Source organism: Citrobacter sp. CK191, assembly GCF_030333435.1.
Classification (GTDB): Bacteria; Pseudomonadota; Gammaproteobacteria; order Enterobacterales; family Enterobacteriaceae; genus Citrobacter_B; species Citrobacter_B koseri.
This window is the reverse complement of sequence record NZ_JAOWFX010000011.1, coordinates 205137-228516: the sequence shown is the minus strand read 5'-3', so window position 1 is coordinate 228516 and position 23380 is coordinate 205137. Positions and strand designations below refer to the sequence as shown.

At 53.1% G+C, this 23380-nt stretch carries 22 protein-coding genes; 14 read left to right on the top strand and 8 right to left on the bottom strand.

Annotated features, from left to right (window positions below):
• The first annotated feature begins 182 nt into the window (after window positions 1–182).
• Both OGV82_RS03820 and mdtD read left to right on the top strand, forming a co-directional pair.
• The gene (locus OGV82_RS03820) at window positions 183–887 is read left to right on the top strand and encodes a FadR/GntR family transcriptional regulator (protein ID WP_012131112.1); all 705 of its coding nucleotides are present in this window, start codon (window positions 183–185) and stop codon (window positions 885–887) included.
• Between the two features lie 11 nt (window positions 888–898).
• Window positions 899–2326, top strand: a complete 1428-nt coding sequence (gene mdtD / locus OGV82_RS03815; protein ID WP_101744154.1) for a multidrug transporter subunit MdtD — start codon at window positions 899–901, stop codon at window positions 2324–2326.
• Here the strand turns inward: mdtD and rbsR are convergent.
• From rbsR to kup, 7 genes are all read right to left on the bottom strand, one after another.
• Window positions 2292–3290: a ribose operon transcriptional repressor RbsR gene (rbsR, locus tag OGV82_RS03810; RefSeq protein WP_101744155.1), complete on the bottom strand. Its 999-nt coding sequence runs from the start codon at window positions 3288–3290 to the stop codon at window positions 2292–2294. The genes mdtD and rbsR overlap by 35 nt on opposite strands.
• Window positions 3291–3293: 3 nt before the next feature.
• A complete protein-coding gene (gene rbsK / locus OGV82_RS03805) occupies window positions 3294–4223 on the bottom strand; it encodes a ribokinase (protein ID WP_012131109.1) in 930 nt (309 codons plus the stop codon).
• A gap of 140 nt (window positions 4224–4363) precedes the next feature.
• Window positions 4364–5254, bottom strand: coding sequence for a ribose ABC transporter substrate-binding protein RbsB (gene rbsB, locus OGV82_RS03800; protein ID WP_047460065.1), 891 nt, complete (start codon window positions 5252–5254; stop codon window positions 4364–4366).
• A 24-nt stretch (window positions 5255–5278) separates the two neighbouring features.
• Window positions 5279–6244: a ribose ABC transporter permease gene (gene rbsC, locus OGV82_RS03795; RefSeq protein ID WP_012131107.1), complete on the bottom strand. Its 966-nt coding sequence runs from the start codon at window positions 6242–6244 to the stop codon at window positions 5279–5281.
• A gap of 5 nt (window positions 6245–6249) precedes the next feature.
• Window positions 6250–7755, bottom strand: coding sequence for a ribose ABC transporter ATP-binding protein RbsA (gene rbsA / locus OGV82_RS03790; protein WP_012131106.1), 1506 nt, complete (start codon window positions 7753–7755; stop codon window positions 6250–6252).
• Between the two features lie 7 nt (window positions 7756–7762).
• Window positions 7763–8182: a D-ribose pyranase gene (rbsD, locus tag OGV82_RS03785; protein ID WP_047460068.1), complete on the bottom strand. Its 420-nt coding sequence runs from the start codon at window positions 8180–8182 to the stop codon at window positions 7763–7765.
• Window positions 8183–8354: 172 nt separating this feature from the next.
• Window positions 8355–10223 carry a low affinity potassium transporter Kup gene (gene kup / locus OGV82_RS03780; RefSeq protein ID WP_012131104.1) on the bottom strand — a complete coding sequence of 623 codons (1869 nt, stop codon included), beginning with the start codon at window positions 10221–10223 and terminating at the stop codon, window positions 8355–8357.
• 304 nt (window positions 10224–10527) lie between these two features.
• On the opposite strand from kup, the gene ravA reads away from it, so the two are divergent.
• Window positions 10528–12024, top strand: a complete 1497-nt coding sequence (ravA, locus tag OGV82_RS03775) for an ATPase RavA (protein WP_024130087.1) — start codon at window positions 10528–10530, stop codon at window positions 12022–12024.
• A complete protein-coding gene (gene viaA / locus OGV82_RS03770) occupies window positions 12018–13469 on the top strand; it encodes an ATPase RavA stimulator ViaA (RefSeq protein WP_047460074.1) in 1452 nt (483 codons plus the stop codon). The genes ravA and viaA overlap by 7 nt, the downstream gene beginning before the upstream one ends.
• 4 nt (window positions 13470–13473) lie before the next feature.
• On the opposite strand, the gene asnA is transcribed toward viaA, so the two are convergent.
• Window positions 13474–14466, bottom strand: a complete 993-nt coding sequence (gene asnA / locus OGV82_RS03765; protein WP_024130086.1) for an aspartate--ammonia ligase — start codon at window positions 14464–14466, stop codon at window positions 13474–13476.
• A 151-nt stretch (window positions 14467–14617) separates the two neighbouring features.
• Between asnA and asnC the strand changes: the two genes are divergently transcribed.
• The 10 genes from asnC (at window position 14618) to atpA (ending at window position 23341) form a co-directional block, all read left to right on the top strand.
• Window positions 14618–15076 carry a transcriptional regulator AsnC gene (gene asnC, locus OGV82_RS03760; RefSeq protein WP_012131100.1) on the top strand — a complete coding sequence of 153 codons (459 nt, stop codon included), beginning with the start codon at window positions 14618–14620 and terminating at the stop codon, window positions 15074–15076.
• A gap of 88 nt (window positions 15077–15164) precedes the next feature.
• On the top strand, window positions 15165–15614 hold the full coding sequence (gene mioC / locus OGV82_RS03755) for an FMN-binding protein MioC (protein ID WP_012131099.1): 450 nt from the start codon (window positions 15165–15167) through the stop codon (window positions 15612–15614).
• A gap of 372 nt (window positions 15615–15986) precedes the next feature.
• Complete coding sequence (gene mnmG / locus OGV82_RS03750; RefSeq protein ID WP_047460077.1) at window positions 15987–17876, top strand: tRNA uridine-5-carboxymethylaminomethyl(34) synthesis enzyme MnmG; 1890 nt, start codon at window positions 15987–15989, stop codon at window positions 17874–17876.
• Between the two features lie 102 nt (window positions 17877–17978).
• Window positions 17979–18602: a 16S rRNA (guanine(527)-N(7))-methyltransferase RsmG gene (rsmG, locus tag OGV82_RS03745; protein WP_047460080.1), complete on the top strand. Its 624-nt coding sequence runs from the start codon at window positions 17979–17981 to the stop codon at window positions 18600–18602.
• 615 nt (window positions 18603–19217) lie between these two features.
• Entirely contained in the window at window positions 19218–19598 is a 381-nt protein-coding gene (gene atpI / locus OGV82_RS03740; RefSeq protein ID WP_012131096.1) for a F0F1 ATP synthase subunit I, read from the top strand.
• An 8-nt stretch (window positions 19599–19606) separates the two neighbouring features.
• Window positions 19607–20422, top strand: coding sequence for a F0F1 ATP synthase subunit A (gene atpB / locus OGV82_RS03735; RefSeq protein ID WP_047460083.1), 816 nt, complete (start codon window positions 19607–19609; stop codon window positions 20420–20422).
• Window positions 20423–20469: 47 nt separating this feature from the next.
• Window positions 20470–20709: a F0F1 ATP synthase subunit C gene (gene atpE, locus OGV82_RS03730; protein ID WP_000429386.1), complete on the top strand. Its 240-nt coding sequence runs from the start codon at window positions 20470–20472 to the stop codon at window positions 20707–20709.
• A 59-nt stretch (window positions 20710–20768) separates the two neighbouring features.
• The gene (gene atpF / locus OGV82_RS03725) at window positions 20769–21239 is read left to right on the top strand and encodes a F0F1 ATP synthase subunit B (RefSeq protein ID WP_003827022.1); all 471 of its coding nucleotides are present in this window, start codon (window positions 20769–20771) and stop codon (window positions 21237–21239) included.
• Window positions 21240–21253: 14 nt separating this feature from the next.
• Complete coding sequence (gene atpH / locus OGV82_RS03720) at window positions 21254–21787, top strand: F0F1 ATP synthase subunit delta (RefSeq protein ID WP_012000833.1); 534 nt, start codon at window positions 21254–21256, stop codon at window positions 21785–21787.
• Between the two features lie 12 nt (window positions 21788–21799).
• Window positions 21800–23341, top strand: coding sequence for a F0F1 ATP synthase subunit alpha (atpA, locus tag OGV82_RS03715; RefSeq protein ID WP_012000831.1), 1542 nt, complete (start codon window positions 21800–21802; stop codon window positions 23339–23341).
• Window positions 23342–23380 lie beyond the last annotated feature (39 nt).

Below are 23380 nucleotides of genomic sequence, written 5' to 3'. Positions count from 1 at the left end.
CGCATTATAGGGAGTTATTCCGGCCTGACAAGGGGAAATTTAAAATTATTTTCCGACTGCTTTCTTTTTAAGCAAAACCACTATTAACATGCCATAAAATAAGCAATTTGCCGTTTTTACAACCTTAATCACACTTCCTGATGGCATACTAATGAATAAGAAAAGAGAAAGGACAAACATTTATGCCTTTAAGCGCACAACAGTTAGCTGCACAGAAAAATCTTTCCTACGTTCTGGCTGAGAAGCTGGCGCAGCGAATCTTAAAGGGTGAATACGCGCCCGGCACCATTCTTCCCGGAGAAATCGAACTGGGCGAGCAATTTGGCGTGAGTCGCACGGCGGTACGTGAGGCAGTGAAGACGCTAACAGCAAAAGGCATGGTGTTGCCCCGTCCTCGTATTGGTACGCGGGTTATGCCGCAGGCAAACTGGAACTTCCTCGATCAGGAACTGCTCACCTGGTGGATGACAGAAGAAAACTTCCATCAGGTTATTAATCATTTTCTGGTGATGCGTATCAGTCTCGAACCGCAGGCATGTTCACTGGCGGCGACGATCGGGTCAGCGGAACAGAAAGCGCATCTGAATACCTTAATGGAAGAGATGGTGGCGTTGAAGAAGAACTTCAGACGCGAACGCTGGATTGAAGTCGATATGGCGTGGCATGAGCATATTTATGAAATGAGCGCGAATCCGTTCTTAATCTCTTTTGCCTCGCTGTTCCATTCGGTCTATCACACCTACTTCACCTCTATTACCTATAACGATGTGGTGAAGCTGGATTTACACCAGGCTATTGTAGATGCCATAGCTGACAGTGATGGCGATCGCGCCTTTAAAGCGTGCCAGGCATTGTTGATAGCGCCGAACGAACAACCGGACAAGTAACGGGATACCGAATGTCAGAGAAAAAAGCGCGCAGTATGGCCGGGTTGCCGTGGATAGCGGCCATGGCTTTTTTTATGCAAGCGCTGGATGCCACCATTCTTAATACCGCTCTACCCGCTATCGCGCACAGCCTCAACCGTTCTCCTCTTGCCATGCAGTCCGCTATTATCAGTTATACCCTGACGGTCGCGATGCTGATTCCGGTAAGCGGATGGCTGGCCGATCACTTTGGCACCCGTCGCGTCTTTATTATTGCCGTCAGTCTGTTTACGCTCGGCTCGCTGGCATGCGCGCTTTCTGGCTCATTAGCTGAATTGGTTGTATTCCGCGTGGTGCAGGGGATCGGCGGCGCAATGATGATGCCGGTCGCCCGTCTGGCATTATTACGCGCTTACCCCCGAAGTGAACTGCTTCCGGTTCTGAATTTTGTGACGATGCCAGGCCTGGTCGGCCCCATCCTCGGCCCGGTATTGGGGGGCATACTGGTGACATGGGCAAGCTGGCACTGGATCTTCCTGATTAATATTCCCATTGGCATTGTCGGTATCCTGTATGCCCGTAAGTACATGCCAAACTTCACCACGCCGCGACGCCGTTTCGACATGACCGGCTTCTTCCTCTTTGGTTTGAGTCTGGTGCTGTTCTCCAGCGGAATGGAGCTTTTCGGCGAGAAGATCGTCGCAACCTGGATAGCATTAACCATTATTCTGAGCAGTATCGTGCTGCTGCTGGCCTATATTCGCCATGCGCGTCGACACCCAACGCCGTTGATTTCACTTTCGCTGTTCAGAACGCGCACGTTCTCCGTTGGGATAGCAGGAAACCTCGCCACGCGTCTGGGAACGGGATGCGTTCCCTTCCTGATGCCGCTGATGATACAGGTAGGATTTGGATACCCGGCGCTGATAGCCGGCTGCATGATGGCCCCGACGGCGCTGGGTTCTATTCTGGCGAAATCAGCGGTCACTCAGGTGCTGCGCAAACTGGGGTACAAGACGACGCTGGTCGGCATTACGGTATTTATTGGCCTGATGATTGCGCAGTTCTCTTTGCAATCCCCCGCCATGCCGGTATGGATGTTGATTCTGCCGCTGTTTGTTCTGGGTATGGCGATGTCCACGCAGTTTACCGCCATGAACACCATCACCCTTGCGGACCTAACCGATGATAACGCCAGCAGCGGCAACAGTCTGCTGGCCGTCACGCAGCAGCTTTCCATCAGTTTAGGGGTAGCGATCAGCGCTGCCGTATTGCGTCTCTATGAAGGGATTGAGGGAACCAATACGGTTGAACAGTTCCACTATACCTTTATTACGATGGGCGCTATTACGGTGGTATCCGCGCTGATGTTCATGTTGCTGAAAGCCAAAGATGGCCGCAATCTGATCAAAGAACGGCACAAACCTAAACCGACCCCCGCGCCATCAGAACAGGAGTAAGTTGCAGACGCTGCTGTTGTAACGTGGGTTGTGCCATACGGTGAATCAACACGTCAATGGCCAACTCACCCAGTTCATCTTTCGGTTGATGAATCGTCGTCAGCGGCGGCGTCATGTAGCGCGCCAGTTCAATATCATCATAGCCAATCACCGCCATATCCTGCGGGATGCGCAGCCCTGCCTGATAAAGCGCCTGATACGCGCCAACGGCCATTGCATCATTGCCGGCAAATACCGCCTGTGGGCGTTGTTTATGGGACAGCAGCATTTGCATGGTTTCAAATCCGCCGCCAAACTCGAAATCTCCTGTGATCTCATACCCTTCAGGAATTTCCAGCCCCGCGCGTTTCATCGCCTCCCGATACCCTTCCAGCCGCAAACGCGCGGGCGTTTTGTCCAGCGGGCCGGTAATGCAGGCTATTCGGGTAAAACCTTTATCAATCAGGTATTGCGTCGCTAAATCGCCGCCCAGAAGGGAGTTGTCCTGGATCAGATCGCAATCCCCTTCGTCATCAAAGGGCGACCAGTCCATCATCACGGTAGGAATAGAGGGATAACGCTGCATGATCTCCCGGGAGGGTTGATGCGTCTCCGTACAGAGCAGCAATAAGCCATCGACCCGCTTTTGCATCAGCGTTTCCAGATTGCGGTTCATTCGCTGCTCATCGCCTTCGGTATTACACAATACCAGGCTATAGCCCCGCTCAAAGCAGCTACGTTCAACGCCGCGCACCAGTTCTGAATAAAAAGGATTGGTACTGGCGGTGATCAGCATGCCGATTGTGCGGGTCTGATTTAATTTCAGGCTACGCGCCAACGCTGAAGGCGCGTAGTTTAACTCTTTAATCGCCGCTTCCACTTTCCCGGTGATAGCTTCACTGACAAAGCGATCTTTATTAATAACGTGCGAAACAGTTGAAGTGGAAACGCCCGCCAGACGGGCAACATCCTTCATTGTAGCCAAACGTTACCTCTGCTGACCTAAAAACGCCTCTATCTCTTCACGCCACGGAACAGAAGGTTGCGCACCTTTGCGTGTCACCGCAATCGCAGCAGCGGCATGGGCAAAGCGAATGGCCTCCGGCAGCGGCGTCTCTTCCAGTAAGGCGGTAACTAACGCACCATTAAAAGTATCTCCGGCGGCTATCGTATCAACGGCGTTCACTTTAAACCCCGGCACACGACGGCCTTCGCCCTTCACGCTGGCCCACACGCCGCGGCTGCCTAACGTAATCAGTACGGTATGAATGCCTTTATCATGCAGCACCTGCGCTGCTTTAGCGGCATCTTCATCACTTTCGACGCGAATCCCCGTGAGCTTTTCCGCTTCGGTTTCATTTGGCGTAATGATGTCCACCAGCGCCAGCAGCTCATCAGACAGTTCACGCGCCGGAGCCGGGTTAAGCGCAACGGTAGTGTTGTTCTGATGCGCAATTTTTGCCGCCGCCAGAACGCTTTCAATCGGCGACTCGAGCTGCATCAATAGCGCAGAAGCCCCGGCGATACGCTCGCGTTGCGCTTCCACCAGCGCAGGCGACAATGCGGCATTGGCGCCAGCATGAATGCCGATGACATTTTCCCCTTCGCCATTAACAAAAATCAGCGCGACTCCGGTAGATTCCCCGTTAATCACGCTGACCGGAACAATATCAATGTTATCGCTGGCTAACTGTTTACGCACGCTCTCGCCAATATCGTCATCGCCAGTACAGGCAATAAACGCGATATTTGCGCCGCTGCGCCCTGCGGCCACCGCCTGATTCGCGCCTTTACCGCCGAATGCCACCTGATATTGGGTGCCCGTTACGGTTTCGCCTGGCGCAGGAAAAGATTCGAGGTTGAGGATGTGATCGGCATTAATACTGCCAAGGACGACAAGGTTGCCTGCGGTTTTCATGTTCGGGATGTCCAGTAAAGTGCGCCACCGGGTTAGGGTGGCGCGTGCCCTGCTTTTCTTTTTACGCTTTCATCTTCAAACAACTCTCTGAGGATGGCGTATTTATGTCGCCATCAGACCGCGAACGGCCTGAGCCGTTATTACTGCTTGATGACAAGTTTCAGGTCAACCGGATATTTGGCCTGAACTTTCTCGCCTTTCAGTACTTTATCAGCGGTTTCAACGCCTTTAGCGCCAATCTGATCCGGCAACTGAGCGATAGTCGCAGCCAGTTTGCCATCATTTACCGCCTTCTCGCCATCCGGCGTACCATCAAATCCAACCACCATCACATCAGATTTACCTGCGGTTTGCAGAGCGCGCAGCGCACCCAGCGCCATTTCGTCGTTCTGTGCGAATACCGCCTGCACATCAGGATGCGCAGTCAGCAGGTTCTGCATGACGTTCAGACCTTTGGTGCGGTCAAAGTCAGCAGGCTGGCTGGCCAGTACATTAAATTTGTGTACCGCAACGGCCTGCTGGAAGCCTTCGCCACGCTCACGCGCTGCGGATGTTCCGGCGATGCCTTGCAGTTCAATCACTTTCGCGCCTTCACCTGCTTTCTTCGCGATGTAATCACCGGCGATTTTGCCGCCCAGCACGTTATCGGAAGCAATGTGGCTAACAACGTCGCCTTTGGTTGCCTGGCGATCAAGGGTGATAACCGGAATATTCGCCTGGTTAGCCATCTTAACCGCGTTGCCTACCGCGTCGGAATCGGTTGGGTTGATCAGCAGAATTTTAGTGCCGCGAACGGTTAAATCCTGAACGTTAGCCAGCTCTTTCGCCGGGTTGTTCTGGGAGTCCAGCACGACCAGGTTATAGCCCAGTTTATCCGCTTCTTTCTGCGCCCCCTCTTTCAGGGTGACAAAGAACGGGTTGTTGAGCGTGGAGATCACCAGAGCAATGGTGTCTTTCGCCATCGCATTCGCGCTCACGGTGGCGCTCAGCGCAACAGCAGAAACCAGGGTAGCCAGTTTTTTCATGTTCATATTTAAGATGTCCTGTAGTCGTTGTTACTGCTTTTTGTTGTCTACCAGTACCGCCAGCAAAATCACCACCGCTTTGACGATCATCTGGTAATAGGAGGAAACACCTAACAAATTCAAACCATTATTAAGGAAACCGAGAATCAATGCGCCGATCAATGTCCCAACAATGCGCCCTTTACCGCCCGCCAGGCTGGTGCCGCCTAACACGACCGCTGCGATGGCATCCAGCTCATAACCCGTACCCGCCGTTGGCTGCGCGGAGGAGAGACGAGCCACTTCGATGATGCCCGCCAGCGAGGCCAGCAGACCACAAAGCGAATAGACGATGATTTTGACTTTACTGACGCTGATACCCGACAGACGCGTTGCCGCTTCGTTGCCGCCCAGCGCATAGATATAGCGACCCAGGCGAGTATGATGCAGCATGTACCACGCCGCCAGGAAGACGATGCCCATAATCCAGACCGGCGTCGGAACGCCCAGCGGGCGGCCAATCCCGAACCAGCCGAAGAGATCGGCGTTATCCGTAAAGCCGGTATTCACCGGGCTTCCGTTGGTGTACACCATCGTGACGCCGCGCAGCAGAAGCATCATTACCAGCGTGGCGATAAACGCCTGCACGCGACCTTTCGCCACGATCACGCCGGTCACTGCGCCAATGGCGGCGCCTAACGCCAGCGCCGCCGCAACGGCCACCAGCGCATTCACTTCAATCCCTACAATTGAAGCGGCAACCGCGCCGGTAAGCGCCAGCAGGGAACCAACGGACAGATCGATGCCTGACGTCAGGATAACCAGCGTCATCCCGACGGCCATGATAGCGTTGACGGACGTTTGCTGGAGAATGTTAAACAGGTTATTAACGGTAAAAAAGTTGGGACTCATTGTAGAAACAATCGCGATCAGCACCAGCAGAGCGATGAGCGATTTCTGCTCCATCAGCCACGCTTTAGTGAAATAACGGCGACCAGAAACAGCCTGGATAGTCATCTTTTTTACTCCTGATTCACGCGATTAAGCTTGCCCACAGCGGCAGCCATTAACACTTCCTGGGTGGCCTGCTCGCGAGTGAATTCACCGCCGAGATGCCCTTCATGCATGACGATAATGCGATCGCTCATACCCAATACTTCTGGCATCTCAGATGAGACCAGAATGATACTCAGGCCATCGGCCTTAAACTGGTTGATAAGCTGATAAATTTCTTTTTTCGCGCCAACGTCCACACCGCGGGTTGGCTCATCGAGGATCAGCACTTTGGGGCGGGTCATCAGTCCACGCGCAATGGCGACTTTCTGCTGATTGCCGCCAGAGAGCAACCCGATAGCCTGCTCCATCGACGGCGTTTTCACATTGAACAGACGGATAAAGTCACTCACCGCCTGCTGTTCATCTTTATGTTTCAGGTTGCCGCCAGCGCGGCTGAAATAACGCAGCGCGGTGAGCGACATATTCTCTTTTACCGACATGCCGAGCACTAAGCCGTCACGTTTACGGTCTTCAGAGATATAAACAATACCGTTAGCCAGGCCATCCTGCGGTGAACGGGTAATCACTTCATGCCCGTCGAGCGTGACGTAACCGCTGGTGCGCGGCAGCGCGCCGTACAGCACTTTCATCAGTTCTGTACGCCCGGCGCCCATCAAACCGGAGATCCCCAGAATTTCCCCTTTGCGCAGAGTAAAGGAGACATTATTAACGCCGGGACCGCACAGGTTATCGACTTTCAGGCGTACCTCGCCTGGCGCTTTATCCAGACGCGGGTACTGATCTTCAAGCTTACGTCCGACCATCATTTCAATCAGCGAATCTTCGGTCAGCGATGCCACTTCACGCTCGGCAATAAATTGCCCGTCGCGGAAAACCGTCACGTCATCGCAAATCTCGAAGATCTCTTTCATGCGGTGGGAGATATAGACAATGCCGCGCCCCTGCGATTTCAACTCGCGGATGACGCGGAACAGCGATTCCGTTTCGGTATCAGTGAGCGCATCCGTGGGTTCATCCATAATGATGACTCGGGATTCGAAGCTCAGTACCTTGGCGATTTCGACCATCTGCTGATCGCCGATAGAGAGTTCGCCCACCAACCTGTCGCTTTTGAAGCGCAGATTGAGTCTGGCAAGCAGAACATCCGCTTCGGCATACATCTTTTTCCAGTCGATTTTGCCAAAGCGATTTACAAACTCACGCCCCAGAAAGATATTCTCGGCAATCGTGAGCTGCGGGATCAGGTTCAGTTCCTGGTGAATGATGCCGATCCCGGCTTCCTGCGAGGATTTTGGGCCATTGAAGGTCGTTTCTTTACCCAGCCACAATAACGATCCCGCATCACGGGTATAGATACCGGTCAGGACTTTCATCATGGTGGATTTGCCCGCGCCATTTTCGCCCACCAGCGCCATTACGCGGCCTGGATAGACATTTAACGCGGCGCCAGATAGCGCTTTCACGCCCGGGAACGCTTTATCGATCCCTTTGAGTTGCAGTAATGCGTCCATGATGGCCTCAGAACGTGACGCCGGCACAGAGAATAATATTCGCATACGGGGAGCACTCCCCGCTGCGAATCACCGCCTGACTGTCTGCGGTTAGTTTTTTAAAATGTTCATGCGTGGTGTAACGAATTTCTATGGTGTTTCCCTGGTGTTGTTGCAGTTGCTCAATATGGCTGAGCAACGTTTCGTGGAGTTGCGGATTATGTTCTTTGATTTCCGTCGCGAGAATAGCCGCCTCAACCTGCATTTCATGGGTAACGACATCCAGTACCTGCATAAAAGAAGGTACGCCCTGGGTTAACGCCATATCGATACGCGTTGTACTGGATGGAACAGGTAAACCTGCGTCACACACTACCAGCGTATCAGTATGCCCCAGACGGGAGATGACCGATGAAATATCAGAATTAAGTACCGCGCCTTTCTTCATTTTCTTTCCCCACTAGCGAAACGTTTCGCTGGTAATAAGTTTACTCCCGGAAGTGAGCAGAAAACCATCATGACGTAACGGAATTGTGATCGGGGTCGAAACGTTTCGCTAAGTGAAATGCGGCGGGGGATAATTGCCGGGCGGCGCTACGCCGCCCGGCATTTTAAAAGGCTTAAATCTCGACCTGCGTTCCCAGTTCGATAACCCGGTTTGGCGGGATTTCAAACTGATCCGGCGCACGCAGCGCATTACGCTGCAACAGCAGATAGAGCTTGCCGCGTAAACGCAAATACCACGGACGTTTGCCGAGGATCAGCGATTCATGCGACATAAAGAAAGAGGTTTCCATCATCCGGCAGCTCAGCCCTTCCAGACCGCATCGATGGAACACTTCCTCAACGTTCGGCGTTTCGCGCCAGCCGTAGCTGGCCACCACACGCCAGAAGGTTGGCGACAGTTGCTCAATCTGCACCCGGCGAACATTGTGTACGTATGGCGCGTCTTCCGTGCGTAGCGTCAGCAGAATCACGCGTTCATGCAGCACCTTGTTATGCTTGAGGTTATGCAGCAACGCAAACGGAATGACGTTCAGCGCGCGGGACATATACACCGCCGTACCGGGGACGCGTACCGGAGGCGATTTCTCCAGCGAGGCGATCAGGGCTTCCAGGGAGTTACCGTGCTCATGCATACGACGCAGCAGACGGAAACGCTCGCTCTTCCAGGTCGTCATAATGATGAACATCACGATCCCCAGCGTCAGCGGCAACCAGCCGCCCGACAGCAGCTTGTCGAGGTTTGCCGAGAACAGCGGAACATCAACGCACAGGAACGCCACCAGAATCAGCGCGACAAAATACTTATTCCAGTGCCAGTTTTTACGCGCCACGGTGGTAGAAAGAATCGAGGTCAGCACCATCGTACCGGTAACGGCAATACCGTATGCCGCCGCCAGGTTGCTGGAACGCTCAAAGCTGACAATAACAATAACCACCGCAAAATAGAGCATCCAGTTCACGAACGGAATATAGATCTGCCCGGACTCCATTTCGGAGGTGTGGATAATGCGCATGGGCGACAAATATCCCAGCCGCACCGCCTGGCGCGTCAGCGAGAAGACACCGGAAATCACCGCCTGAGAGGCGATAACCGTCGCCAGCGCGGCAAGAATCAGCAGCGGGATCAGCGCCCACTCTGGCGCCAACAGGAAGAACGGGTTCTTAATCGCTTCCGGGTGTTTGAGCAGCAATGCGCCCTGACCAAAGTAGTTTAACGTTAATGAAGGAAGAACAACCGAGAACCAGGCCAGACGAATCGGCAGCTTGCCGAAATGCCCCATATCCGCATACAGCGCCTCAACCCCGGTAATCGAAAGCACCACGGCGCCCAGCGCAATAAACGACACCGTTTTGTACTCAAGGAAGAACTTCGCCGCCCACATGGGATTGAGGGCATGAAGCACATCCGGGTTAGCGATGATACTGCGCAGGCCGAGTCCGGCCAGAATCAAAAACCACGTCAGCATAATCGGCGCAAACAGCTTACCGACCATCCCCGTCCCGTGTTTCTGAATCATAAACAGCAGAGTAAGCACAATAATAGAAAGCGGGACGACCCAGGTATCCAGTTCCGGCGCCACAATTTCCAGACCTTCAATGGCCGACATGACTGAGATCGCGGGTGTAATTACCACTTCGCCGTAGAAGAAGCTACCGCCAATTAACCCCATAATGACCAGCGTGGACGTCATTCTCGCCGACGTATTACGCCCGGCTAGCGACATTAAGGTCAGAATCCCGCCCTCGCCGGCGTTATCTGCGCGCATGACAAAAGTCAGATACTTGATGGAAACAACAAAGATCAGCAGCCAGAAAATCAGCGACAAAAAGCCAAATACGGCATCACGTTCAACACCAAAACCAAACTGACCGGACAAGCATTCACGAAGTGTATAAAGTGGGCTGGTACCAATATCACCATAGACAACCCCAATCGCTGCGAGAGTGATCGCAGACAATGATTGTTTATTATCAGTGCTCATAGACTCGTCTTTCGTTTATACATGGCATCTTTCAAACGACAAGGCTCCCGGGGATCCACTCCTTTGCCACCTTGATGCAGTTTGAATGATTTAGTGTATATATATGAAATGTGTGCGTAGTCCCTTGGCCCACAAAAAAGGCGCACAGTATGCACGATTAATCGCAAAATCGTACCCCTAATCGACGTCAGATTAACCTGGCGCAAAGAAAAAGAAACGATGCTTCAGTCTATTATTGCTTCGTGGCGAAACGTCTATACTCGCTGTTAACATGATACATCTGGCGGAAGGACGCCACCTTATTATGGCTCACCCACATTTATTAGCGGAAAGAATTTCCCGTCTGAGCAGCGCCCTGGAAAAGGGACTTTATGAACGTAGCCACGCCATTCGCCTTTGCCTGCTGGCAGCGTTGAGCGGTGAGAGCGTCTTTTTACTTGGCCCGCCAGGCATTGCCAAAAGCCTGATAGCCCGTCGTCTGAAGTTCGCCTTTCAGCACGCCCGCGCCTTTGAGTATCTGATGACGCGTTTCTCCACGCCCGAGGAGGTTTTTGGTCCTCTCTCCATTCAGGCGCTAAAAGATGAAGGTCGCTATGAGCGTCTGACCACGGGTTATCTTCCTGAAGCGGAAATCGTCTTTCTGGATGAGATCTGGAAAGCGGGCCCGGCAATCCTGAACACTCTGCTGACCGCCATTAACGAACGCCATTTCCGTAACGGCGCGCACGAAGAAAAAATTCCGATGCGCCTGCTGGTGGCGGCCTCAAACGAGCTTCCCGAAGCAGACAGCAGTCTGGAGGCGTTATACGACCGTATGCTCATTCGTCTGTGGCTGGATAAAGTACAGGATAAGGCGAATTTCCGCTCCATGCTGGTAAGCCAGCAGGACGAAAGCGATAACCCGGTGCCGGCCTCATTACAGGTGACTGATGAAGAGTATTATCAGTGGCAGAAGGATATTTCCGCCATTACGCTGCCCGATCATGTATTTGAACTGATTTTCACGCTGCGCCAGCAGCTTGATGCGCTGCCAGACGCCCCCTATGTCTCCGACCGTCGCTGGAAAAAAGCCATTCGTCTGTTACAGGCCAGCGCGTTCTTTAGCGGACGCGACGCCGTTGCGCCAATCGATCTTATCCTGCTGAAAGATTGCCTGTGGTATGACGCGCAAAGCCTGAATCTGATGCAGCAACAGCTTGAAATATTGATGACCGGGCACGCCTGGCAGCAACAGGCAATGCTGACGCGCCTCGGCGGCATTGTGCAACGTCGCCTCCAGTTGCAACAGCAGCAAAGCGATAAAACAGCCTTTACCGTTGTTCGTCAGGGAGGAATGTTCAGCCGCCGTCCCCATTACGATCTGCCGCCAGAGGCGAGCGCGCCAGTGCTAACCTTGCTTTTGCAACAACCGCTTAAACTGCATGATATGGAAGTCATTCATATCGCTTTTGAACGCAGCGCCCTTGAGCAGTGGCTGGCAAAAGGCGGAGAGATCCGCGGCAAACTCAACGGGATCGGTTTTGCCCAGACGCTGAATATGGAAGTTGATAGCGCTCAGCATCTGGTGGTGCGCGACGTCAGCCTACAGGGCAGCCGTCTGGCGCTACCGGGCAGTTCAGAAGAGGGAATGCCCGGCGAAATCAAACAGCAGCTTGAGGCGCTGGACAGCGAATGGCACCAGCAACACAGCCGGTTCAGCGAACAGCAAAAATGTCTGTTTATCCATAGCGACTGGTTAGGTCGTATTGAAGCCAGCCTACAGGATGTTGGTGCGCAGATCCGCCAGGCGCAGCAATGCTGACACTGGACACGCTGAATGTCATGCTGGCGGTCAGTGAAGAGGGGATTATCGAAGAGATTATCCTCACTTTGCTGGCCTCCCCGCAGCTGGCTATCTTCTTCGAGAAATTCCCCCGATTAAAGAGAACCATTTCCGACGATCTTCCCCGCTGGCGCGAAGCGCTGCGCAGCCGTCTTAAAGACGCGCGCGTGCCGCCGGAACTCACGGAAGAGGTGATGTGCTATCAACAAAGCCAGCTTCTCGGAACAACGCAGTTTATTGTGCAATTGCCGCAGATATTAGCGTTGCTGCACCGACTACATTCGCCCTATGCCGGGCAAGCCCAGCAACTGGTGGACAGTAACGCCACTTTTACGCCAGCGCTGCACACGCTTTTTCTGCAACGCTGGCGTTTAAGCCTGATCGTGCAAACCACGGCCTTAAATCACCAGTTGCTGGAAGAGGAGCGCGAGCAGTTGCTGAGTGAAGTGCAGGAACGCATGACGCTCAGCGGGCAACTGGAGCCGGTCCTGGCGGAAAATGACCATGCAGCCGGCCGCCTGTGGGACATGAGCGCAGGGCAACTCAAACGCGGCGATTATCAGCTGATCGTAAAATATGGCGACTTCCTGGCAGAACAACCCGAACTGAAACGCCTGGCGGAACAGTTAGGCCGCTCCAGGGAAGCCAAATCGGTGCCGCGCAAAGATGCGCCGATGGAGACGTTTCGTACGCTGGTGCGCGAACCGGCGACCGTTCCAGAACAGGTTGACGGCATTCAGCAAAGCGACGACATTCTGCGCCTGCTGCCGCCTGAGCTGGCAACGCTCGGCATTACCGAACTGGAATATGAATTCTACCGACGGCTGGTGGAAAAACAGCTGCTCACGTACCGTCTGCACGGCGAAGCGTGGCGTGAGAAAGTGACTGAGCGCCCGGTCGTTCATCAGGATTTTGACGAACAGCCGCGCGGGCCATTCATTGTTTGCGTGGACACCTCCGGCTCAATGGGCGGATTTAACGAGCAGTGCGCGAAAGCCTTTTGCCTGGCGCTGATGCGCGTCGCGCTGGCGGATAACCGTCGCTGCTTCATCATGCTGTTTTCCACAGAGGTCGTGCGCTATGAACTGTCTGGCCCAGAAGGCATCGAGCAGGCCATCCGCTTTTTGAGCCAGCGCTTTCGCGGCGGCACGGATATCGCCAGCTGTTTTCGCGCCATCATTGAGCGGATGCAGGGGCGAGAATGGTTTGATGCGGATGCGGTAGTCATTTCAGATTTTATCGCCCAGCGCTTACCTGACGATGTTGTGAATAAAGTAGGGGAGTTACAGCGGGTACACCAGCACCGTTTTCATGCGGTGGCGATGTCGGCACATGGCAAACCCGGCATCATGCGCATTTTCGACCATATCTGGCGCTTTGATACCGGGATGCGAAGCCGCCTGCTACGACGCTGGCGGCGTTAAAGAATTACAGCAGGGAAGCGACGCTTTCACGAACCTGCGCAGGCCACACGCCACACTGAACCTGACCAATGTGCGGCAGTTGCAGTAGCAGCATCGTCAGGCGAGACTGACCAATACCGCCGCCGATCGTTTGCGGCATCTCGCCGCGCAGCAGCGCCTGGTGCCACTCCAGACTCAGGCGATCTTCATCTCCGGTCAGAGCAAGCTGGCGTTTCAGCGCATCGGCGTCGACACGGATCCCCATTGAGGAAAGCTCAAACGCATCTTCCAGTACCGGGTTCCAGACCAGGATATCGCCGTTCAGACCAGCATGACCCAGATCAGAAGCAGAACTCCAGTCATCATAATCCGGCGCACGCACGTCGTGGCGTTTACCGTCACTCAGCTTCCCGCCGATACCGACCAGGAAAACGGCGCCAAGCTCTTTCGCGATCGCGCGTTCGCGCCCTTTCGCATCCAGATCCGGGTAACGCGCCAGCAGCTCCTGGCTGTGAACAAAGTGGATCTGCTCCGGCAGGAACGGTGCCAGACCAAATTCTTTGCTTACCGCGGCTTCGGTTGCCTTAATGCCTTCCCAGATAGCCTCTACCGTGCTTTTCAGGGTGGCGAATTGACGCTCACCGTCGCCCATAACGCGTTCCCAGTCCCACTGGTCGACATAGACGGAGTGGAGCGGGGAGAGGCGGTCTTCGTCAGGGCGAAGGGCTTTCATGTGCGTGTACAGCCCTTCACCCGCGCTGAAGTCGTGTTGTCCCAGCGTCTGGCGTTTCCACTTTGCCAGTGAATGCACCACTTCAAACTGGGCATCCGGCAACGCTTTCACTTTTACCTGTACCGCTTTTTCACAGCCCGACAAGTTATCCTGCGTGCCATCTCCTACGCGGCTAAGGATCGGCGCCTGAACTTCAATCAGACCCAGACGCTCCTCCAGTTGACGAGAGAAGTGAGATTTCACGAAGCTAATTTGACGTTGTTTGGCGATGTAAGCGGTTTTCATTTTGTATACTCCTGCGTCCTGTTGCCTATGATTAAGCAACAGATTGAGGGTGATATTCAATAATCCACAAACAAAAAGCCGACTTCACTTTTGATTCGATAAAATAAGACGCTAAAATAGAGTGAATCACTAATCTACATAAGAAAAACCTATGGAAAATTATCAGATCGACAATCTGGATCGCGGCATCCTGGAAGCGTTAATGGCAAATGCGCGTACGGCATACGCTGAACTGGCCAAACAATTTAGCGTCAGCCCGGGGACGATTCACGTTCGCGTAGAAAAAATGAAGCAGGCGGGGATCATTACCGGCGCGCGGATTGACGTCAGTCCAAAACAGCTCGGATACGACGTCTGCTGCTTTATCGGCATTATTTTAAAAAGCGCGAAAGACTACCCATCCGCGCTGGCGAAGCTCGAAAGCCTGGACGAAGTGACCGAAGCGTATTATACCACCGGCCACTACAGCATCTTTATTAAGGTTATGTGCCGATCCATCGACGCCCTGCAACAGGTACTTATCAACAAGATCCAAACAATTGATGAAATTCAGTCCACCGAGACATTGATCTCCCTGCAAAACCCGATCATGCGTACTATCCGGCCGTGATCGGCTTTTTTAATCCCACATTTTTCCACAGGTAGATCCCAGCTCGCTCACAGCGTACAATAGCCCCTCTTTATAAGGATGGGCTCGTATGGCAGACATTACTCTTATCAGCGGCAGCACCCTTGGCGGTGCCGAATATGTTGCAGAACATCTGGCTGAAAAGCTGGAAGATGCAGGTTTTTCAACCGAAACCTTGCACGGTCCGCTATTAGAGGATCTGTCAGCGTCAGGAACCTGGCTGGTTATCAGTTCCACGCATGGCGCGGGCGATATCCCGGATAACCTTGCTCCTTTCTATGAAGCGCTTCAGTCGCAGAACCCCGATCTTTCTCAGGTTCGTTTCGGCGCCATCGGCATCGGAAGTCGTGAATATGACACATTCTGCGGCGCCATCGATAAAATAGAGGCCGCGCTCAAGACATCAGGCGCAAAACCGATCGGGGAAACCCTCAAGATCAACATCCTTGAACACGATATTCCTGAAGATCCGGCAGAGGTTTGGCTGGGATCCTGGATTAATTTACTCAAAATAGTGTAAAGATCGTGCGATCGAGTGTGGATAACTCTGGTAAGAAGCTTGGATCAACCAGTAGTTATCCAAAGAACAACCGGTGTTCAGTTTTTGAGTTGTGCATAACCCTTCATTCTGATCCCAGCTTATACGGGCCAGGATCACCGATCATTCACAGCTAATGATCCTCAACAACTTGTTGATCTTATTCAGCGGATCCTGGTTATCCACAGACAATCGCGATCCTAATAAGAGATCACAATAAAACAGATCTCTAAATAAAAAGATCTTCTTTTTAATACCCAGGATCCCGGGACTTTCTCCAGCGGCTAAAGTTGAGTAGAATCCACGACCCGGGCTTCAATCCACTTTCACACCGCCGTATGCGAGGCAATTACCATGTTTTATCCGGATCCTTTTGACGTCATCATCATTGGCGGGGGTCATGCAGGCACTGAGGCCGCAATGGCCGCAGCGCGTATGGGACAACAGACCCTGCTTTTGACACACAATATCGACACGCTGGGGCAAATGAGCTGCAACCCGGCCATTGGCGGTATTGGGAAGGGACACCTGGTAAAAGAAGTGGATGCGCTCGGCGGGCTGATGGCGAAAGCGATCGACCAGGCGGGTATCCAGTTTAGGATACTAAACGCAAGCAAAGGTCCGGCCGTTCGTGCGACTCGCGCACAGGCGGATCGCGTGCTATATCGCCAGGCTGTGCGTACTGCGCTGGAGAATCAGCCCAATCTGATGATCTTCCAGCAGGCGGTTGAAGATCTGATTGTTGAAAACGATCGCGTCGTGGGCGCTGTTACCCAGATGGGCCTGAAATTCCGGGCTAAAGCGGTGGTTCTCACCGTCGGGACTTTCCTTGACGGCAAAATTCATATTGGTCTGGATAACTACAGCGGCGGCCGTGCTGGCGATCCGCCATCCATTCCACTGTCTCGTCGCCTGCGTGAACTTCCGCTGCGCGTCAGCCGCCTGAAAACCGGTACGCCGCCGCGTATTGATGCGCGCACCATTGATTTCAGCGTACTGGCGCAGCAGCACGGCGATAACCCGATGCCTGTGTTCTCGTTCATGGGCAACGCGTCCCAGCATCCGCAGCAGGTGCCGTGCTACATCACGCATACCAACGAAAAAACCCATGATGTGATCCGCAACAACCTCGATCGCAGCCCAATGTATGCCGGTGTGATCGAAGGGATCGGCCCGCGTTACTGCCCGTCGATCGAAGATAAAGTCATGCGCTTTGCCGATCGCAACCAACATCAGATCTTCCTGGAACCGGAAGGACTGACCTCTAACGAAATTTACCCGAACGGTATCTCCACCAGCCTGCCGTTCGATGTGCAGATGCAGATCGTCCGCTCAATGCAGGGGATGGAAAACGCGAAAATCGTGCGTCCTGGTTATGCCATTGAGTACGATTTCTTCGATCCGCGCGACCTGAAACCAACGCTGGAGAGCAAATTTATCCAGGGATTGTTCTTCGCCGGGCAAATCAACGGGACGACAGGTTACGAAGAAGCGGCCGCGCAAGGTTTGCTCGCCGGTCTGAACGCCGCCCGTCTGTCTGCGGACAAAGAAGGCTGGGCGCCTGCGCGTTCTCAGGCTTACCTCGGCGTGCTGGTGGACGATCTTTGCACGCTGGGCACCAAAGAACCGTACCGTATGTTTACCTCCCGCGCGGAATACCGCCTGATGTTGCGTGAAGATAACGCCGACCTGCGTCTGACGGAAATGGGCCGCGAGCTGGGTCTGGTGGATGATGAGCGCTGGGCGCGCTTCAACGAGAAGCTGGAGAATATCGAACGCGAACGTCAGCGTCTGAAATCCACCTGGGTAACGCCGTCGGCGGAATCGGCCGGCGAAGTGAATGCTCACCTGACTGCGCCGCTGTCGCGTGAAGCCAGCGGCGAAGATCTGCTGCGTCGCCCGGAAATGACCTACGCGCAGCTGACTTCGCTGACGCCGTTCGCTCCGGGTCTTGATGATGCGCAGGCCGCTGAGCAGGTTGAGATTCAGGTAAAATACGAAGGCTATATCGCCCGTCAGCAGGATGAGATCGAAAAACAGCTGCGTAACGAGAACACATTGCTGCCTGCAACGCTGGATTATCGCCAGGTTTCTGGTCTGTCGAATGAAGTTATCGCTAAGCTGAACGATCACAAACCGGTCTCTATCGGTCAGGCGTCGCGCATTTCCGGCGTTACGCCCGCGGCGATTTCAATTTTGCTGGTGTGGCTGAAGAAACAGGGAATGCTGCGTCGCAGCGCTTGATAACACTAATTTGGCGGGGGCGCTTCGCTTGCCCGCCCTACAAATTTGTAGGCCCGATAAGCGAAAGCGCATCGGGCATTTGATTATTAACAGGTAACGACCGTGCTTAACAAACTCTCCCGTCTGCTGGATGAAGCAGGCATTTCGCTTACCGATCACCAGAAAAATCAGCTGATTGCGTATGTCGATATGCTGCACAAATGGAACAAAGCCTACAACCTGACGTCAGTGCGGGATCCTAACGAGATGCTGGTACGCCATATTCTGGACAGCATCGTTGTAGCGCCGCACCTGCAAGGGGAGCGTTTTATTGACGTCGGTACGGGACCGGGGCTGCCGGGGATCCCGCTCTCCATTGTCCGTCCTGAATCGCATTTCACGCTGCTGGATAGCCTGGGCAAGCGGGTACGCTTTCTGCGCCAGGTTCAGCACGAACTCAAGCTGGAAAATATTACGCCAGTGCAGAGTCGCGTCGAAGAGTTCCCTTCTGAGCCGCCGTTTGATGGCGTGATCAGCCGTGCATTCGCCTCTCTCGATGACATGTTGAGCTGGTGTCGCCACCTGCCGGGGGAAAATGGCCGCTTTTATGCGTTAAAAGGTCAACTGCCGGAAGAGGAAATCGCCTCGCTGCCTGCGGCGTTCAGCGTCGAGTCCGTGGTTAAACTGCGTGTCCCGCAGCTGGAAGGCGAACGTCATTTGGTGGTCATTAAGCCAAACAAAATTTAATTTTTATCAAAAAAAATAGAAAAAAAACGGGCGCTCGCGTGTTAACAATCACGAGGTAACGAATAGTTATACCTTGTTACTGTTAACCATGAGTTCACCGTTTTGTATCATTGCTACAACGTAGCTCTTTTTATTAAAAAATGAATTAATCAACATTGAAAATATCAGGTTGCTAAAAATTGAACCTAAGAATCACTCAGGTATGTTGAATTTTTATTATAAATGTCAATGAATGGTTTTTAGGTTGTAACCGGGTGTTTTTTAAATAGTGAGTGATTTTAGGCTTAAATATCAGAAAGATGAAAAGGCATCATTTGCCAAGTAAATAAATACTGCCGGGGCGAATATGCTCAATATGTGATCCGAAGCACGCTTTATCACCAGTATTTACGCGCCATTTGCAGTTTTGCATGATCGTTCACAGTTTGATGAAAAGTGATAAATGTGCACCAGGGAAAAATATTTAAACATTTATTCACCTTTTAGCTACTTATTGTTTGAAATCACGAGGGCGCACCGTATAATTTGACCGCTTTTTGATGCTTGACTCTAAGCCTTAAAGAACGTTTTATACGACACGCGGCATACCTCGAAGGGAGCAGGAGTAAAAACGTGATGTCTGTGTCGCTCTTGAGTCGAAACGTTGCTCGTAAGCTTCTGTTCATTCAGCTTCTGGCGGTAATAGCAAGTGGATTGCTGTTTAGCCTCAAAGACCCCTTCTGGGGCGCTTCCGCCTTATGCGGAGGCCTGGCAGTGTTGCTGCCTAACATGTTGTTTATGATATTTGCCTGGCGTCACCAGGCGCATACACCTGCGAAAGGCCGCGTGGCCTGGTCATTCGCCTTCGGCGAAGCCTTCAAGGTGTTAGCGATGCTGGTTCTACTGGTGGTGGCGTTGGCGGTTTTTAAGGCGGTATTTTTGCCGCTGATCGTTACGTGGGTTTTGGTGCTGGTGGTTCAGATACTGGCGCCGGCTGTAATTAACAACAAAGGGTAAAAGGCATCATGGCTTCAGAAAATATGACGCCGCAGGATTACATAGGACACCATCTGAACAACCTTCAGCTGGACCTGCGTACATTCTCGCTGGTGGATCCGCATAACCCCCCAGCCACCTTCTGGACGCTCAATATTGACTCCATGTTCTTCTCGGTGGTGCTGGGTCTGTTGTTCCTGCTTATGTTCCGCAGCGTAGCCAAAAAGGCGACCAGCGGCGTACCAGGTAAATTTCAGACCGCGATTGAGCTGGTCATCGGCTTTGTGCATGGTAGCGTGAAAGACATGTACCATGGCAAAAGCAAGCTGATTGCGCCGCTGGCCCTGACGATCTTCGTCTGGGTATTCCTGATGAACCTGATGGACTTACTGCCTATCGATCTGCTGCCGTATATCGGCGAGCATATCTTCGGTCTGCCGGCACTGCGTGTCGTTCCGTCCGCTGACGTGAACATCACCCTGTCGATGGCGCTGGGCGTATTTATCCTCATTCTGTTCTACAGCATCAAAATGAAAGGCATCGGCGGCTTCACGAAAGAGTTGACGCTACAGCCGTTCAATCACTGGGCGTTCATCCCTGTCAACTTAATCCTTGAAGGGGTAAGTCTGCTGTCCAAACCGGTATCACTCGGTCTGCGACTGTTCGGCAACATGTATGCCGGTGAGCTGATTTTCATTCTGATTGCTGGTCTGTTGCCGTGGTGGTCACAGTGGATTCTGAATGTGCCGTGGGCCATTTTCCACATCCTGATCATTACGCTGCAAGCCTTCATCTTCATGGTTCTGACGATTGTCTATCTGTCGATGGCGTCTGAAGAGCATTAATTTTACCAACACTACTACGTTTTAACTGAAACAAACTGGAGACTGTCATGGAAAACCTGAATATGGATCTGCTGTACATGGCTGCCGCTGTGATGATGGGTCTGGCGGCAATCGGTGCTGCGATCGGTATCGGCATCCTCGGGGGTAAATTCCTGGAAGGCGCAGCGCGTCAACCTGATCTGATTCCTCTGCTGCGTACTCAGTTCTTTATCGTTATGGGTCTGGTGGATGCTATCCCGATGATCGCTGTAGGTCTGGGTCTGTACGTGATGTTCGCTGTCGCGTAGTAAGCGTTGCTTGAATTAAGAGCAATATCAGAACGTTAACTAGATAGAGGCATTGTGCTGTGAATCTTAACGCAACAATCCTCGGCCAGGCCATCGCGTTTGTCCTGTTCGTTCTGTTCTGCATGAAGTACGTATGGCCGCCGTTAATGGCTGCCATCGAAAAACGTCAAAAAGAAATTGCTGACGGTCTTGCTTCCGCAGAACGAGCACATAAGGACCTTGACCTTGCAAAGGCCAGCGCGACCGACCAGCTGAAAAAAGCGAAGGCGGAAGCTCAGGTAATCATTGAGCAGGCGAACAAACGTCGCGCTCAGATCCTGGATGAAGCCAAAACTGAAGCAGAGCAGGAACGTACTAAAATCGTGGCCCAGGCGCAGGCGGAAATTGACGCCGAGCGTAAACGTGCCCGTGAAGAGCTGCGTAAGCAAGTTGCTATCCTGGCTGTTGCTGGCGCCGAGAAGATCATCGAACGTTCCGTGGATGAAGCTGCTAACAGCGACATCGTGGACAAACTTGTCGCTGAACTGTAAGGAGGGAGGGGCTGATGTCTGAATTTGTTACGGTAGCTCGCCCCTACGCCAAAGCAGCTTTTGACTTTGCCGTCGAACACCAAAGTGTAGAGCGCTGGCAGGACATGCTGGCGTTTGCCGCCGAGGTAACCAAGAACGAACAAATGGCAGAGCTTCTCTCTGGCGCGCTGGCGCCGGAAACGCTCGCTGAGTCGTTTATCGCAGTCTGCGGTGAGCAGCTGGACGAAAACGGTCAGAACCTGATTCGGGTGATGGCTGAAAATAATCGTCTGAACGCGCTCCCGGATGTTCTGGAGCAGTTTATTCACCTGCGCGCCGCGAGTGAGTCCACCTCTGAAGTTGAGGTAACTTCCGCCACCGCATTGAGTGAAGAACAGCTTGCGAAAATTAGCGCTGCGATGGAAAAACGTCTGTCACGCAAAGTTAAGCTGAATTGCAAAATCGATAAGTCTGTAATGGCAGGCGTTATCATCCGAGCGGGTGATATGGTCATTGATGGCAGCGTACGCGGCCGTCTTGAACGCCTTGCAGACGTCTTGCAGTCTTAAGGGGACTGGAGCATGCAACTGAATTCCACCGAAATCAGCGAACTGATCAAGCAGCGCATTGCTCAGTTCAATGTTGTGAGTGAAGCTCACAACGAAGGTACTATTGTTTCTGTAAGTGACGGTGTTATCCGCATTCACGGCCTGGCCGATTGTATGCAGGGTGAAATGATCTCCCTGCCGGGTAACCGTTACGCTATCGCACTGAACCTGGAGCGCGACTCTGTAGGTGCGGTTGTGATGGGTCCGTACGCTGACCTTGCCGAAGGCATGAAGGTTAAATGTACTGGCCGTATCCTGGAAGTTCCGGTTGGCCGTGGCCTGCTGGGCCGTGTGGTTAACACCCTGGGCGCGCCAATCGACGGTAAAGGTCCGGTTGAGCACGACGGCTTCTCTGCTGTTGAAGCTATCGCGCCGGGCGTAATCGAACGTCAGTCCGTTGATCAGCCTGTTCAGACGGGTTATAAAGCCGTTGACTCCATGATCCCAATCGGTCGTGGTCAGCGTGAATTGATCATCGGTGACCGTCAGACCGGTAAAACCGCTCTGGCAATCGACGCCATCATCAACCAGCGTGATTCCGGCATCAAGTGCGTCTACGTGGCTATTGGCCAGAAAGCGTCCACCATCTCTAACGTGGTTCGTAAGTTGGAAGAACACGGCGCGCTGCAAAATACCATCGTTGTGGTTGCAACCGCATCTGAATCTGCCGCACTGCAATACCTGGCTCCGTATGCCGGTTGCGCAATGGGCGAATACTTCCGCGACCGCGGCGAAGATGCGCTGATCATCTACGATGACCTGTCCAAACAGGCTGTTGCTTATCGTCAGATCTCCCTGCTGCTGCGTCGTCCGCCAGGACGTGAAGCATTCCCGGGCGACGTATTCTACCTCCACTCTCGTCTGCTGGAGCGTGCTGCGCGTGTTAACGTTGAATACGTTGAAGCCTTCACGAAAGGTGAAGTGAAAGGGAAAACCGGTTCTCTGACTGCGCTGCCGATTATCGAAACCCAGGCGGGTGACGTTTCTGCGTTCGTTCCGACCAACGTAATTTCTATTACCGATGGTCAGATCTTCCTGGAAACCAACCTGTTTAACTCTGGTATTCGTCCTGCGGTTAACCCGGGTATCTCCGTATCCCGTGTTGGTGGTGCAGCGCAGACCAAGATCATGAAGAAACTGTCCGGTGGTATCCGTACCGCGCTGGCGCAGTATCGTGAACTGGCGGCGTTCTCCCAGTTTGCATCTGACCTTGACGATGCAACCCGTAAACAGCTTGACCACGGTCAGAAAGTGACTGAACTGCTAAAACAGAAACAGTATGCGCCGATGTCCGTTGCGCAGCAGTCTCTGGTTCTGTTCGCGGCAGAACGTGGTTATCTGGCGGATGTAGAACTGGCGAAAATCGGTAGCTTCGAAGCCGCTCTGCTGGCTTACGTCGACCGTGATCACGCTCCGTTGATGCAAGAGATCAACCAGTCCGGTGGCTATAACGACGAAATCGAAGGCAAGCTGAAAGGCATCCTCGATTCCTTCAAAGCAACCCAGTCCTGGTAACGTCTGGTGGCCTGCCTTAAGGCAGGCCGCAAGGCATTG

What these genes read in the sequence shown, in the direction of transcription:
- OGV82_RS03820 (WP_012131112.1), top strand. Translation starts at nt 183, where the DNA reads ATGCCTTTAAGCGCACAACAGTTAGCTGCACAGAAAAATCTTTCCTAC.
- mdtD (WP_101744154.1), top strand. Translation starts at nt 899, where the DNA reads ATGTCAGAGAAAAAAGCGCGCAGTATGGCCGGGTTGCCGTGGATAGCG.
- rbsK (WP_012131109.1), bottom strand. Translation starts at nt 4,223, where the DNA reads ATGAAAACCGCAGGCAACCTTGTCGTCCTTGGCAGTATTAATGCCGAT.
- rbsB (WP_047460065.1), bottom strand. Translation starts at nt 5,254, where the DNA reads ATGAACATGAAAAAACTGGCTACCCTGGTTTCTGCTGTTGCGCTGAGC.
- rbsC (WP_012131107.1), bottom strand. Translation starts at nt 6,244, where the DNA reads ATGACTATCCAGGCTGTTTCTGGTCGCCGTTATTTCACTAAAGCGTGG.
- rbsA (WP_012131106.1), bottom strand. Translation starts at nt 7,755, where the DNA reads ATGGACGCATTACTGCAACTCAAAGGGATCGATAAAGCGTTCCCGGGC.
- rbsD (WP_047460068.1), bottom strand. Translation starts at nt 8,182, where the DNA reads ATGAAGAAAGGCGCGGTACTTAATTCTGATATTTCATCGGTCATCTCC.
- kup (WP_012131104.1), bottom strand. Translation starts at nt 10,223, where the DNA reads ATGAGCACTGATAATAAACAATCATTGTCTGCGATCACTCTCGCAGCG.
- ravA (WP_024130087.1), top strand. Translation starts at nt 10,528, where the DNA reads ATGGCTCACCCACATTTATTAGCGGAAAGAATTTCCCGTCTGAGCAGC.
- viaA (WP_047460074.1), top strand. Translation starts at nt 12,018, where the DNA reads ATGCTGACACTGGACACGCTGAATGTCATGCTGGCGGTCAGTGAAGAG.
- asnA (WP_024130086.1), bottom strand. Translation starts at nt 14,466, where the DNA reads ATGAAAACCGCTTACATCGCCAAACAACGTCAAATTAGCTTCGTGAAA.
- asnC (WP_012131100.1), top strand. Translation starts at nt 14,618, where the DNA reads ATGGAAAATTATCAGATCGACAATCTGGATCGCGGCATCCTGGAAGCG.
- mioC (WP_012131099.1), top strand. Translation starts at nt 15,165, where the DNA reads ATGGCAGACATTACTCTTATCAGCGGCAGCACCCTTGGCGGTGCCGAA.
- mnmG (WP_047460077.1), top strand. Translation starts at nt 15,987, where the DNA reads ATGTTTTATCCGGATCCTTTTGACGTCATCATCATTGGCGGGGGTCAT.
- atpI (WP_012131096.1), top strand. Translation starts at nt 19,218, where the DNA reads ATGTCTGTGTCGCTCTTGAGTCGAAACGTTGCTCGTAAGCTTCTGTTC.
- atpB (WP_047460083.1), top strand. Translation starts at nt 19,607, where the DNA reads ATGGCTTCAGAAAATATGACGCCGCAGGATTACATAGGACACCATCTG.
- atpE (WP_000429386.1), top strand. Translation starts at nt 20,470, where the DNA reads ATGGAAAACCTGAATATGGATCTGCTGTACATGGCTGCCGCTGTGATG.
- atpH (WP_012000833.1), top strand. Translation starts at nt 21,254, where the DNA reads ATGTCTGAATTTGTTACGGTAGCTCGCCCCTACGCCAAAGCAGCTTTT.
- atpA (WP_012000831.1), top strand. Translation starts at nt 21,800, where the DNA reads ATGCAACTGAATTCCACCGAAATCAGCGAACTGATCAAGCAGCGCATT.